Below are 13,849 nucleotides of genomic sequence, written 5' to 3'. Positions count from 1 at the left end.
TGACTTCTTGTCACTTATATTCAGAAACTCGCATTTACTGCGAGTTTCGTGAGAACAAAAGTCAAGCGGCAAACTGGTCCAAGGCGAAGCCTTTTTAAATGACCAGTTTGCGTGGTTTTTGGAACGCAGTGACAAAAATCTATAGATTTTTGTCACTTAGTTTTTATGGCGATTCTTCCCTAAGAGAATCAGCATAATAAATCTTGCGTTTGTAACAAAATATCTTTTAAATAGTCTTTTTGGTGATTGAGACAATCTGTAAAGCCACTCAAGACTTAAAAGCTGCATCCACTTTGGTGCTCTTTTTATTGTTCCTGCATGGAAATCAAACGCTGCACCAACTCCTACCATGACACCTCTAAAAAGGTCCTTATGTTCTGCCATCCAAAATTCCTGCTTTGGAGCTCCAAGTCCAACCCAGATAATGTCAGGGTCTGCCTTGTTTATCATTTCTACAATTTCTTTTTCTTCTTCTACCGTAAGTTGTCTAAATGGAGGCGAATAGTATCCTTTAACTATAAGTCCTGGATATTTTTTTTCAATCTGAATCTGTAACTGTTTAAGTGTATTCTCTGATGCCCCATAGAAAAAGTGTGTTGTTTTTCCATCCATGGAAGCAAGAAGCATTGCCTCGACGAAATCCGGCCCAGCCATTCTGACAGCATTAGCATCAGCTTCATGTCTTAATATGCTCGCAATTGGTGCTCCATCCGGGAATGTTAATGCTGCTTCATTTTCTACATCTTTTAATGCTTCATCTTCATAAGACATAACTGTTGTGTGTACGTTTGAAAAACAAATATACTTTCCTTTCAGTTTTTTAAGATGATGTCTTACATAAAAAACAGCTTCGGAAATATTAGAAATCGTATAATTAACTCCTAAAACACCATATTTTCCAAGCATTCCTGAATAATTAAGGCTTTCGCTTCCTGCAAAAATACTGAGATTTTTCTTCTCGACCACATCTCCAAGTGCTGTAAGGATTATCTTTGATGGTATACCTTTTTTCTCAAAAAAAGATACTTCATTAAAAATTCTCTCCTGTGTATAGTCTGGAAGATATACTATAGCCTGCATGAAACTTTTATTTTTTATATCTTTTCTATCTGTAAAAACTTCAATCTCTTTTTCATCATGTGTTATATTTTTTAACTCCTTATCCGCGTCACAAAGATACACTCCTGCTATGCTGTTTCCATCTGTTACATGTATTTTTCTAATCATAAGTGCAGCATATTTCTTCTCTGTTACAAGGAGATTTCTTACTTTTTCTTCAAGCGGAAGAATATGTGACAATATTCTATAACGATAATATAATCTTACAGCTGAATCAAAAACAGTATTTAATACAAAAAATAGTCCTAAAACGGTTCTTGATACCTGCAATGTCCATTTTGTAAGAAACAGATAGAACATTACACAAATCAAAAGATAAATCTGAGATTTTACGACAATAGCAATAACTTCAAATTTCTCCTGATATGGTGGACAACTCCATTTTCTGCGCTTTAGATGATAAATAACTATTTCTGATAAAAACAAAAACAAAAATAAAGACATGTACAAATCCACTTGTATTCTCGTCACTGCATAATAGTGGCTTAGGACGAAATATCTCATAAAAAAAGCTGTTGCAAATGAAAAGATGAATGCAACAATATCCAAATACATAGTATGTCTATGGTAAATTTTTTTCAAAGTATTATTAGTCGAAACTTTCATAATTCTCTCGTATCTTTTCTTACAAAATGCGTACAAATACGCGCATTTTAACCAATTAACAGTAACTTTTATCCTTATCTTCTAAAACCAAGACTTATTCTGCATATAATCACAGCCAAGGTTACTTTTATCATATAGTAAATGGAACGTTTAGCACTAATCGAACTGTCTCCGCTCATTCTCTCATGCATTATAACCGGCATCTCATATATCTTCCCTCCATTTATAAGACCGGTTACAATTGCCTCTGGCTCGGGATAATCATCCGGGTAATTATCCGCATAAATTTTGATAAACTTCCTGTTTACCGCTCTAAATCCGCTTGTTACATCTTTTACTCTTTTTCCTGTAAGAACAAAAATAAGATTACTTAAAAATCTTATTCCGGCACGTCTCATGCCAGAAGACTGAAAGCCTTCTTTTTCAAGAAAACGCGAACCTATAACTATGTCAGCCTTGCCCTGTTCTATCATTTTCACCATTTCAGGAACAAATGAAACATCATGCTGACCATCACCATCTACCTGAATAGCTATATCATAGTCGTTATCAAATGCATAACGATATCCACACTGTACTGCGCCTCCAATTCCCATATTTACTACATGTGACACGAAAGAAGCTCCGATTTCTCTTAGGTGTTTTTTGGTATCATCGCTTGAACAGTCATTTACTATAAGGTAGTCTGCTTCAGGACACTTTGCTTTTATATTATTTATTACGTTATCTAAATTTCTGCCTTCATTATAAGCAGGAATAATCAATAAACATTTCATATTGACCTCACGATTTAAGTATCATAGCTATTCGTTTCTCTAGCTCTGTTAGTTTATCATAAATATAATCTGCTGTCTGAGGATAAAGCCTTACCTGGTTTACAAATTTCTCATAGTAAGCATCATCTTCGTTCAATCTTTTTACTTCACTTATATTATCCTTATTATCACTATCATAATTCCAGAAGATTACACTTTGCGGATTTATTAACTCTTTCTCAGGTTCGTTACAAGCTCCATGATAAATCGGAATAGTACCTGCTTTAAAAGCTTCAAATATTTTCTCTGTGCAATACCCCTTGGCATCAACATTTTCAGGACAGATATTAAATCTGAAATCAGGAAGAAGGAGCTCTTTTTCATCATTATAAACAGTCTTTAACACATCAGAATTGTTACGCCATTTTCCTGCATAAGTAATGTCTATAACGCCTTCAAGATCTCTTACAATTCTATCTCTTGTACCATAATCATCATGACTTGCAACAAGAACTGCCCCTTTAGCATTTTCTTTTACTCTTGACTCATTGAACTCTCTTACCTGTCTTTTGCATGCTTCATAATCGCTTTCTGGATTAATCAAGTATGGAATCCATTCAGGAAGTCTTAAATACTTCTCTATATCATCCCTTTCTCCCATTCCAAGAGCAAGATCAACATATTCAGTAGCATATCTTCCATAGTGTTTTTGCCTGTATTTCCAGTAGGTTAAAACACTTCTTCTAAGATTCATATCTTCGTAACAGATGTGTGATTCAAGATTTTCCCCAGAATAGAAAACTTTTGCACCTGTAAAGGAATCTTTTAAATTTCTTCCAGCTCCAAAAACAGAATAAAACCTTACAGGATACTTATTATCCGGAAAGTGACACTTCATAAATCTATAGAACCAGTCCTGTCTTGGATCAACTTTCCACCAGTTTTGGAAAGAATAGGGACTAACTTCATAATATTTACTTCCCTTATTCTGTTGATATATTCTTTTGGTTCCTTTCATGAAATCAATAATTTTCATTCAAAACCTCTACTTTAATTTTAATTTGCTAAGCGCTATGTCCAAAGGTAAGAAAAGCCCTATCTGATATACAGCCTTCTTTATCAGAGAAAGTCCTGAACGTTGCAGGTAAAATGTTCCCTCTTTCCTCATTCTATCTTTATACTCTTTCCACATAGCTTTTGTATTTTCGGCATTCCTGATTTCATAACCCACAGTAAAAAGGCTTCGGATATGCATATTGCAGGCAAGATCAAAAAGCTCCTTTTCATTTTTCTCAAGGAAAAAATCACAGGCATTTTTGGATGCAAGTATAAGATCAAATCTTCTCTTATCAAAGCCTGAATGCATTATACTTCCTACTCTGTAACGATATGCGATAAGTTTATCATCTATATATACTGTTTTTGGGGCACTGTAAAATATTCTATACAAAGTCGCCATGTCTTCTCGTACATGTCCAACTGGAAAAACTATCTTATTATCTATAAAAAGCTTTGTCTTATAAACTTTGCCCCACAATACAAAGTTTATTCCATGATAATTGTCCTCAAAAAGAGCTTTTGTTGCCTGTTTATTTCCAAGAACAACTTTGCGGGTGTCTTTGTTTTTCTCCCATATAATGTCATTATCTTCTAAAAAATTCACAAAATCTGCTGCGTAAATATCTGCATCTTCCTTCGATATATGATAATACATCTTTTCCAGAAAATCAGGCGCCATTAAATCATCTGAATCAAGAAAGGTAAAATATTTGGATGTCACTTTACTTACTGCGGAATTTCTTGCAGAAGACACGCCACTGTTTTCCTGAGTAAAAAGCTTTATTCTATCATCCTTATCTGCATACTCTTTGCAGATTTCATAGCTTTTATCAGTTGATCCGTCATCTATAAGAATCATTTCCCAGTCTTTTTTGGTTTGTGCAATAACAGATTCAATAGTATCTTTTATATAATTTTCTACATTAAAAAATGGAATTAATATTGATATCATTTCTATCACTTCTCTAATATCAGTGTTTAATATCTACCGAGCTTATATATATACTGTTCTTCAAAGCCATCGCTCAAAAACATTGCACCATAACTTCCTCCGGAAGCCCCTGCCAAAAGGAAGTTGCACATAGATGCTACTGCTATTGAAATAAGATATTCTTTGTTACGCTCATATGGTGTCTGAATCTTATTTGCAATATCTGCAATATACTTTCCCTCTGGAACTTCATAATGGTTTTGTTGATAACTGTATACTTTTTCTGGAAATTCATCTTTGAATCTTTTCCATATCTTTTCATCTTCTGTTGCAAGATAAATATACTTACAGTTATGTCTTTCCATCATCTCTTTTGCCTTATTTATAAGGTCTTCTTGCTGTGGCTGAATAGGATGATTATGAGGTTTTAACTTTATATAATCTGTTCCTCTTGCAACAATTGCCAAAACTTTATTATCTCCAAAAGTTTTTTCTTTATACTCTATTGCAGCTTCCTTATGACTTGGCAATAGTTTTAAATACTTTCTCGATAAAGAAAGCCACATATCCAGCTCTTCCTTGCTTTCTAACATGCCATAATCCGGATAAAGCTTTGGCGGATGAATTTCTCCTAAAATAACATTTTTCTTTTTGGATAAATCCTGAAGCATCACACCTTCTGGCTGCATAAAAAACTGATCCCATGCATTAACTTTTCCGTATTCATCACTTGTAAGCATAGAATTGGGGCTATTCTGCATATCTATAACCGGAATGTATCCTTTTTGCTCACATACCCTTATTGAAGCCAAATTGGTGCAGGCAAAAGAAAATAAGCCGGCATTAATATCATGCCGGCGTATTACATAATACACCTTATCTTTATCTTCTTTCCCGGGGTGAGTCATGTGTTCTCTCCAGCGAAAGTCATTTATTTTCTTTACAATTCTTAGTTTTTTTAAGGCGCTTTTCATCCTAATCCTTTTCCTGTAACAAGGCTTTTCCATTTCCTATTCTATAAACCTTATCACAATTACGAATAGTACTTAATCTGTGAGCAATAATAATAAGTGTCATCTCGCCATGAAGCGCATCTATAGCCTGCATAACTGCCGCCTCTGTATCATTATCAAGTGCAGAGGTCGCTTCATCAAGAATAAGTATTTCAGGCTCACTATATAAAGCTCTTGCAATTCCAATTCTCTGTCTTTGACCGCCTGAGAAACGTACACCATGTTCTCCAACTATTGTTTCATATCCGTCAGGCAAAGAATTAATAACATCCATAAGCTGTGCTCTCTCACAGGCTTTTCTTAATCTATCATAGTCAATATCATCTTCATCTATACCAAAAGCAACGTTTTTGGCTATTGTGTCATCCATAAGATAAATACTTTGCGGAATGTATCCGATTGCATTGTGCCACGCATCCATTCTTCCCTTGATATCAACATCATCAGCTAATATCTTTCCGCTTGTCGGAGGAAGAACTCCCAAAATAAGATCAGCTATTGTAGTCTTTCCAGCACCTGATTGTCCTATAAAGGCAACAGATGTATTCTTTTCAATATCAAAGCTTATGTCATTTAAAATCATTTTCTTCGAATCTTCATAATGGAAGGAAACGTTTTTAATATGAAGTGCATTTTTAAGAGAAAGCTTACCATCTTTTTGTCTGTCCTCTAGACAGATATCCCTTGTCTGAGTTCTCTTCATTTCTTCAAGATCATTATAAATTGCTGTAATTGCAGGCTTCTGATATACAATTGTTCCCAGGTACTCTGCTATTCTGTTTACAGAAGGAAGCATACGAACTGCCGCAACTGCAAATATAGAAATTGTAGGTATAAAGTAGTGAGTATTAACACCCATTAAAAGCTTAAGTCCTATCGTTCCAAGAAGAGCACTCATAGCTGCTGCCTCTATAATAGGCTTTGGAATAGAAACCATTGTGTGGTAGGTATATTCACTTCGTACTCTTCCTGCAAAAGCTTCATCATATTTTCTATAGAAAAAGCCCTCTTTGTTCATGACTTTAACTTCTTTAATTCCATTAAATCCCTGCTGAACCCACTTATTAACCTGTTCTTCATAATGACGGTTCTTCTCACCCATCTTCAAAAGATACTTCTTGTACACTTTCATGAATAAAAGCATTAGAATGCACATAATAAGTCCGATTGCAACGGTAATTGTTTTATCTCTAATGAATAGATAAAGAATCAGTACTGAAACGGTCAAAAACTCTGTTGTAAGCATGACAATAGCCTGAACTGTTCCAAAAAAATCAGCAATATCCTGATTAACATTTCTAAGAAGCTCTGAGCTGTTCTTTTTCTTATGGTAGCTATAAGACTGATTAAGGTAAAAACGCATAAGCTTTGTAGAAAGTTCGCGCATATTGGAATAAATATATTTATACTGTCTGTTGTACATAAATATAATATATGCGTTCTTAACAATATAAATAATGATTATGCCAATAAGCATTGCCAGCACGAACATATTCGGATCTGTTATATTAAGAAATCCTGCTATTGTACTATATGGCTCTGTAGTAAGAATTATATCTTTATCAAGAATACTATTAATAACTGGTTTGACCGCAGATACTCCTAACAGTTCTAATACAGTTCCTATTAAAATAAAAATAAGTAAAATAACGCTGTCAACTTTCTGCTTATGAGTAAAAATCGCTCTAAGCTTACGCAGTTCGTCCATTAAAAATTCCTCATTTCTTTCCTTTGCTACCAGGCAAAACTAATTTACTGACTTTGTTTAACCAAAATACCAAGCGCAAATCTGACTATAATAAGTGCAAAAAAAGCACCAAATACAGCACTGCTTATAATCCATCTTGCATACTCAAGATTAGCAGTCTTTCCATCATAACCAAACATTGGAGAAGATTCAGATATATAATCTAAAACCAGATTTCCTTTTGCTTTTTCCTCGTTAACTCTTTCTCTGGTCATATATGTCTTTGGCCACTCATCTTTTTCATTCTTGTCTTCATTAACATATACAGTTTCAGGCTTTAAAACACATACTTTGCAGGTAATTCCACATGCCACTGCTCCAATAGCACTAACTAGTAGTGCAAGCACAAATCTTTTTCTCCAAAAAGATGCTGTTTTGCAAAATGCTTCATAGATTTTCTCATAAAAGGGAACAAATCCCGGCAGTTTTTTCTCTCCAAAGCTACAGAACCTTATTTCCTTATCCATAACTAAAGAAAGCTTCGCACTTTTTTTGGATAACATATAAAAAACATACTCACCCATAAAAATAAGTCCTATGTTCTTATAAGCAAGGTTAAACATAAACGGTTCTGTCATTCCTGCAATGCTAAGTCCTAAAATAATAGCCAGTTCTGTCTTTTTATTCTCCTTTACCATATGATAAATCATGAAAAGATAAAGAAGTGTAACTACTGCAAACGGAATAAGACCTGTTTGACAAAACAAATATACCCATGAACTGTCAATTGTATAGTTAGCATTAATCGGATGAAAAACTGTTCCAAACAAAGTTGTTGGCTGCTCTGTAATGTAATATCTTGATAATTGGTATCTTGTATTGAGTGCTTTATTTATCTTATCAAATAACTCACCCTTTATTACTAAGGGTCCAATAATCATAAAAGACATGCATAATGGAGTAATTAAATTTGCCAAAACCTTTTCTATTGTACTAAAGCTTTGTCTATTTGCAAAATATAAATTTATAACAAGATATGCTGACACTGCCATAAATCCGGTCATGCTGACAGAATATAAGAAAACATATATATTTCCCAACATCAAAATAACAAACAAAATATAGTCAGTTTTTTTGTCAGTATTATTATTCTTCGCCTTTTCCATAGATACCACATATGCTACCAGACACACAAGAACAAGATATGTAATATGCAATACGTTACTATGAGGATATCCCAGCGAATGGCAAATTAAAAATCCGCCAAGCTTATAGTGAAGAAAATATATTTCACTAGCTCTTTTTCCTGTAACACCTATAAGCACCATGAAAAAGAAGCATATTCCTAGAATCACCGTTCCTAGTTTATATACCCTTTTTACAGAAACATTCTTCATTCCTGTAATCATTGTCATGCAAACTAAAAGTCCTTTTTCTCCAGAATAATGATAATTTATAAGTCCAAGCAAAAGAAGTACTGCGATACACAAAAGCTCTTTTACTGTATATTTTCCAAGCAAAAGCTTACACATATAAAAGAAAGCTCCTGCTACAAGGAGTAAATTATATAGTTTCTGACCTTCGTAAAGTCCTATAGATTTTGCGAAAAACATTACGGCAAAATAAACAAGATAACAGTACTCTTCTACTGCTACCCTGCTTACAGTTTTCACCTTTTCAAACGGCATTTTACAGTTCCTCTCCACGGTATAATTTCATGGTTTCTCCAACAACTCTGTCCCAGTTATATTTCCTGCAAATAAAATCTGAAGCTTCATCTTTATATCTTTGTATCATAGCTTCATCACCAAGAAGCATTTCGATTTTATTCTTGAGGTCAGGTACACTACTCTTCTTAAAATGAACTGCCTTATCTTCGACAACTTCCAAATTTTCCATAATGTCACTTACAAGACAGCAGTTTCCATAACTCATAGCCTCCAAAAGACTTACTGACATTCCTTCAACATCACTTGGGAGACAGAAAATCTTAGCATTAGAACATAATTCTGTAAGAACCTGATCATGGACAAAGTCTGTAAGAATAACTCTATCATCCTCTGCTGCCATTTTCTTTATCTGTTCCATATATTCAGCTGCATTGCTAAATCCTCCTGCAATAACTACTTTGCAGTCAGTATCAATTTGTTTAAATGCTTCCAAAAGGTAATGAAGCCCTTTTTCAGGGACAATTCTGCATAAAGTCAGAATATAATCGTTGCCCTTTAATCCGTAAAGCTTTGTTATTTCTTCGGGGGCATGCTTTTGCTGACGCATTATTCCATTGGAAATATAGTGAGTTTTTCTATGATATTTTTCCCAGAAATAGTCCTGAACGTTTTTGGACAAAACTATAACTTCATCTGCATGCTTTGCAGCCATTTTCTCACCTGCAAGAAGCATCTTAGATGCAAATTTCCCCCACTTGGCTCTCTGCCAGTCAAGTCCATGAATTGTTGCTATTACTCTTATCCCAAAAAGCTTAGGAATCCAAAGCATAAGACATGGACCCTCTGCATGATAATGAATTACATCATAGTGTCCAAACAAAGCTCTTATCGATGCCAAAACAGAATAAACTATAGCATTAAGCTTTCCATTTTTAAAAGTAGGGATAGTGATCATTCGGATATTATCATAATAAAATCCCGGTTTTCCCTTCTTTTTCTTATATTCTTTTTTATTTAAATGTTTTGCATAGCGATTATAGCAGTCTACATTATAACCCATTTTGTAAAGACGAGTTGCAAGCTCCCATACTACAACTTCAACGCCACCCTCTCTGGACGGAACTCTTTTTTGACCTATCATCGCTATTTTTATTTCTTTATGCTTTTTCTTTCTGGATTCAGTTTTCACATTTTCCCTGCTATTACTCAATTTCCTTCTCCCAAGCTTTAATACAATGCCTTAAACATTTTATTCTATACCATTAACACCTTTTAATGTTCCGCCAACAAGGTCACACTTATCACAGAGCATAAGTCCTTTTCTTCCTGTCTTCTTCATGGCCTTGCGGATTTCTTCATGTTTTTCACTATGCCATGCCTGCATAATAGTCATGGTATTCATATCTCCAAGGTCATATTTTCCAAGTGCATCTGCTGCGCAAAGGCTGATATGTCCTGTCGGGCGAATAATAAGTTCTTGGAATGGAAGTACACACTTGGCTTTACTTCTATGTGCTTCGTCCTTTTTGTTAGGAGACTGTCCTCCACGTGAATTAAGAATTTCATGTTTTAATCGGAGGCTGAAAAGTACCTTTTCATGAAGTTCTTCATGACTTTCAACGTAATCGTATACAGGCTGAATTACAGGTGTAATAATCTGTCTGTCATCATAAATATCAAGTACCATTTCATCAAGATATGGAATTATCTGCTTGAATTTCTCTAATCCCATAACACTTCCATTTGTATACATATGAATAAAAGCATTCGGAACCTTTTCTCTTGCATACTCATGGAACTTAATTATTCTTTCATCAAGAAATGGCTCGTTATTACTGTAGATAGCAAGCTGACCGGAATAATTTAGTTCTGATAAATCGTCAATTATTTTATAAAAAAGCTCATCGGTCATTTTAGCATATGGTCTTTGAGGCTCATGCACATTTACAGGACAAAACGGGCAATCCCCATTACATCTGTTTACTGTTTCAATTTCAACTTCAAGAGGAAGCGGAAGATTATCCATGTCATAGCTATCAACTATTCTGTCATTAAGCTTTTCCATTCCTGTTTTGAAAAATTTATGATAAAAGTCTTTTAACTTATTCTTATGTTCAAATGAATTTCTACGTTCAACACGTACCATAGTGAAAAAATCTCCTTACATTATGTGACATACAACAAAATAAATAAACAAAATCACTTACTATAACAATACTTTATGAGTTTATCAGCATATTCCTTTGTTGTGTCAAATCGCTTAACTTTGCACCCTTCTCTTAATTCATCAAGCATCTTCGTATCATTATAAAGGTTCTTTATTGTATTTGCCAGTTTTTTAGCATTTCCACTTTCAAATAATACTCCAGTTGGTTTTTTTAAACTACCTGCAACATCCTTTGATGTAAGTATAAGCTCCGGTATTCCTCCAATATCTGCCCCTATTACAGGTGTTCCATATGCTTGAGATTCCATTACAGAAAATGGACAGTTTTCATACCACTCTGAAGGATATACAGAAAAAGCAGCCTCTGCTATCAGTTTTCTCAAAGGCTCTCCTGAAAGAAATCCTTTAAACGTTACATTAGGAAGCTTTTTTACTTCCTCTTCAAGTGGTCCGCTTCCTGCAAATACAAAAGGGATATCCTGAAGAATTCTTGCAGCTTCAAGCAATGTTCCTATTCCCTTTTCTTTACTGAATCTTCCAAAATAAAGAACGTAAGGCTTGTCACTACTTACAAATTTTTCCGGAATAGAGTCCGCATCCATAAAATTGTGCATTGCTATAGTTTTATCCGCAAACATAGGATTTGTATCCATCTTTTTTTTCATAAATTCTGAAGGACACACAATACTATCAATAAATTCATATGCCTTTTTATGTTTCCAGAACTCTGCTTCCAACATTCCCACAACACTTTTAGCCATGCTCCCGTGGATGCACTTGTTTTTCATACAGTTGCTAAAATTTCCGCCAATACACTTATTGCAGTTTTCATTTTTGTTAACATCACGAAGCATATGGTTAGGGCAAAGAAGCTGAAAATCGTGCGCAGTAAAGATTATCTTCACATCTTTTTTATTCTTTTTTCTCCAGCTTTCTATCTCTACAAGTATCGATGGTGTAAGTTGATAATTAAAGTTATTAATATGACAAACATCGGGCTTAAAGTCTTCAAGTACTCTATGAAGCTTTTGTCTTGCTTCCTTTGAATAAATTGTCTTTATTGGATAGGTAATTTTGGAAAGGCTGTTTTTTCCATGAAAATCCATATCACTTGTATATTCATTAAGTCTATTACCTACAATTCTGCCTTCATGCTCCATTCCAAAGTATTGAACTTCATGTCCATTTTCTGCAAAAAATCGGCCCAATTCAAACATATATGTTTCTGAACCGCCATTTGGATGCAGAAATTTGTTTATCATTAAAATCTTCATTTCAATCTCCGCTATTAAAAATCAAGCTTAAATAAATTAACTTTTTCCACCCTGAAATTTCCTTCTGCTTTTTGCTGTGCACCATTTTTCAGAATGTTATTATTTTCCTTACTATGATCTTTTGCCGCCCTATCTGTCTCAATATACCATCTTACATCCTGTAAGAGATATCTGGCATCAGCATCGCTTTCTATATACGCGTCTTTATCAATAACTTTAAAGTTATATTCAGGCAAAAAAATTTCCAGACACATTTTCACATATCCATAATCATCACTCATGTATGCTATTGTGCTATCTGCAGGAACTGTTTTTCTTACTTCTTTACAGAACTCCACAGTTTTGTCTTCTAATACGACTCTGCACAAGTTTCTGTATGACATAAACCCTGTATGAACATCACTTATTATTACAACAAACGCAAATAAAATTCCAACTATGCTAAATAAAATATGACTCTTTTGACCAGCTCTAAAATACAAAGCTACTCCAAGATAAAACAGTACAACCGAAGCCAAAAGATATCTTGATAAAAGAATCGGTCTATTTGTCAGCTGCTCATAGATACTTCCCATCCCCCATAAAAAAAGCGGAGCAAATGTAAGTACCAGACAAACATAACCGTACTTTTTATTATCATCTTTTCCAAAGATAACGTAAAAAGCCGAAACAAGCACAAAGAATACTATTGTATATATCCAAAACTGAGCAAGTATTCCTGTAAAGTTAGAACTTCCATATGTGAACAATTCTCTAAGAGGCGCAAGTCTTGAATCTGGTTTGGAAATCCAATATGCATTGTTTACCGACGAAACCTGACGAAGCGTAGCAAACAAAAACCATGGCAAATATAAAATCACCGATATCAGGACGCTTATACAGAAAAAACTGATTTTTTTCTTATATAATTTTAGTTTTTCCTCTTTGTTTTTTCTATAATGCAAAATACCTGACAAAATTGCCACAAAAAGTGCAGCATACAAATATGCTACCATAATTAACGTGTAATAATGTGTATAAGCGCCCAATAGTCCGGTCAAAACAAAGTATGTATAATGCTTTTTTAGCTTACTTATATCTTTTTCCAATACTATTTCGCACATTGCCAGTCCGCAGCCTATAATGAACAGTTCAGACCATACATACATTCTTACTTCTACAGATTTTTGCAAAAAGAAATTATTAGACAAAAGAAGCAGCAAAAATACTATTCCACTTATCACGCCTTTCTTTTTACATATAATCCACGAAATCAGCAGAATAGAAAAAAATGCTATAACAGAAAACAGCTTGGCAAATATAAGATTATATCCAAACACACATCTGAATGCTTTGAGTAAAACATAATAAAGAGGTGGATGAACATCAAGAACTAATGTATGAATCATGTCTTTCCATGAAAGCATAGTCCATTTAACGCTGTAATATTCATCATAATTTATGGAATTGTCTATAAAAAGCAATCTAAAGGTACAAACAACCATAGCTATTACCAGCATTCCATAAACAATATATAGGGATTTTTCAAATCTTTTTTTGTTAATCTTTAATTTATCCATATTCACCTT

Annotated in this window: 11 protein-coding genes; all 11 read right to left on the bottom strand. The window is 34.2% G+C overall.

Annotated elements, in window-relative coordinates; all coding sequences use genetic code 11:
• Positions 1–156: 156 nt before the first annotated feature.
• The 11 genes from G634_RS21570 to G634_RS0108815 all read right to left on the bottom strand — a co-directional run bounded on the left by G634_RS21570 (position 157) and on the right by G634_RS0108815 (position 13,840).
• Positions 157–1,725, bottom strand: coding sequence for a WecB/TagA/CpsF family glycosyltransferase (locus tag G634_RS21570; protein WP_242826797.1), 1,569 nt, complete (start codon positions 1,723–1,725; stop codon positions 157–159).
• Positions 1,726–1,799: 74 nt separating this feature from the next.
• Positions 1,800–2,501, bottom strand: coding sequence for a glycosyltransferase family 2 protein (locus G634_RS0108860; RefSeq protein ID WP_026504993.1), 702 nt, complete (start codon positions 2,499–2,501; stop codon positions 1,800–1,802).
• Between the two features lie 7 nt (positions 2,502–2,508).
• On the bottom strand, positions 2,509–3,516 hold the full coding sequence (locus G634_RS0108855) for a glycosyltransferase family 10 domain-containing protein (RefSeq protein ID WP_026504992.1): 1,008 nt from the start codon (positions 3,514–3,516) through the stop codon (positions 2,509–2,511).
• Positions 3,517–3,525: 9 nt separating this feature from the next.
• Entirely contained in the window at positions 3,526–4,491 is a 966-nt protein-coding gene (locus tag G634_RS0108850; RefSeq protein WP_026504991.1) for a glycosyltransferase family 2 protein, read from the bottom strand.
• 26 nt (positions 4,492–4,517) lie between these two features.
• Positions 4,518–5,444 carry a hypothetical protein gene (locus G634_RS0108845; protein ID WP_026504990.1) on the bottom strand — a complete coding sequence of 309 codons (927 nt, stop codon included), beginning with the start codon at positions 5,442–5,444 and terminating at the stop codon, positions 4,518–4,520.
• A 1-nt stretch (position 5,445) separates the two neighbouring features.
• Entirely contained in the window at positions 5,446–7,191 is a 1,746-nt protein-coding gene (locus tag G634_RS0108840; protein WP_026504989.1) for an ABC transporter ATP-binding protein, read from the bottom strand.
• 44 nt (positions 7,192–7,235) lie between these two features.
• A complete protein-coding gene (locus G634_RS0108835; protein WP_026504988.1) occupies positions 7,236–8,858 on the bottom strand; it encodes a hypothetical protein in 1,623 nt (540 codons plus the stop codon).
• 1 nt (position 8,859) lies between these two features.
• Positions 8,860–10,050 carry a glycosyltransferase family 4 protein gene (locus tag G634_RS0108830; RefSeq protein WP_330364799.1) on the bottom strand — a complete coding sequence of 397 codons (1,191 nt, stop codon included), beginning with the start codon at positions 10,048–10,050 and terminating at the stop codon, positions 8,860–8,862.
• 39 nt (positions 10,051–10,089) lie between these two features.
• Positions 10,090–10,986, bottom strand: a complete 897-nt coding sequence (locus tag G634_RS18590) for a radical SAM/SPASM domain-containing protein (protein WP_051233788.1) — start codon at positions 10,984–10,986, stop codon at positions 10,090–10,092.
• Positions 10,987–11,039: 53 nt separating this feature from the next.
• Complete coding sequence (locus G634_RS0108820; RefSeq protein WP_026504986.1) at positions 11,040–12,281, bottom strand: glycosyltransferase; 1,242 nt, start codon at positions 12,279–12,281, stop codon at positions 11,040–11,042.
• A gap of 14 nt (positions 12,282–12,295) precedes the next feature.
• On the bottom strand, positions 12,296–13,840 hold the full coding sequence (locus G634_RS0108815; protein WP_026504985.1) for a hypothetical protein: 1,545 nt from the start codon (positions 13,838–13,840) through the stop codon (positions 12,296–12,298).
• Between the last annotated feature and the right edge of the window lie 9 nt (positions 13,841–13,849).

The sequence above is a fragment of the Butyrivibrio sp. NC3005 genome (assembly GCF_000424545.1).
In the GTDB taxonomy this organism is placed as follows: Bacteria; Bacillota; Clostridia; order Lachnospirales; family Lachnospiraceae; genus Butyrivibrio.
This window is presented reverse-complemented; position numbering and strand designations above follow the sequence as displayed.

What these genes read in the sequence shown, in the direction of transcription:
- G634_RS18590 (WP_051233788.1), bottom strand. Translation starts at nt 10,986, where the DNA reads ATGGTACGTGTTGAACGTAGAAATTCATTTGAACATAAGAATAAGTTA.
- G634_RS21570 (WP_242826797.1), bottom strand. Translation starts at nt 1,725, where the DNA reads ATGAAAGTTTCGACTAATAATACTTTGAAAAAAATTTACCATAGACAT.
- G634_RS0108845 (WP_026504990.1), bottom strand. Translation starts at nt 5,444, where the DNA reads ATGAAAAGCGCCTTAAAAAAACTAAGAATTGTAAAGAAAATAAATGAC.
- G634_RS0108815 (WP_026504985.1), bottom strand. Translation starts at nt 13,840, where the DNA reads ATGGATAAATTAAAGATTAACAAAAAAAGATTTGAAAAATCCCTATAT.
- G634_RS0108860 (WP_026504993.1), bottom strand. Translation starts at nt 2,501, where the DNA reads ATGAAATGTTTATTGATTATTCCTGCTTATAATGAAGGCAGAAATTTA.
- G634_RS0108835 (WP_026504988.1), bottom strand. Translation starts at nt 8,858, where the DNA reads ATGCCGTTTGAAAAGGTGAAAACTGTAAGCAGGGTAGCAGTAGAAGAG.
- G634_RS0108850 (WP_026504991.1), bottom strand. Translation starts at nt 4,491, where the DNA reads ATGATATCAATATTAATTCCATTTTTTAATGTAGAAAATTATATAAAA.
- G634_RS0108820 (WP_026504986.1), bottom strand. Translation starts at nt 12,281, where the DNA reads ATGAAGATTTTAATGATAAACAAATTTCTGCATCCAAATGGCGGTTCA.
- G634_RS0108840 (WP_026504989.1), bottom strand. Translation starts at nt 7,191, where the DNA reads ATGGACGAACTGCGTAAGCTTAGAGCGATTTTTACTCATAAGCAGAAA.
- G634_RS0108855 (WP_026504992.1), bottom strand. Translation starts at nt 3,516, where the DNA reads ATGAAAATTATTGATTTCATGAAAGGAACCAAAAGAATATATCAACAG.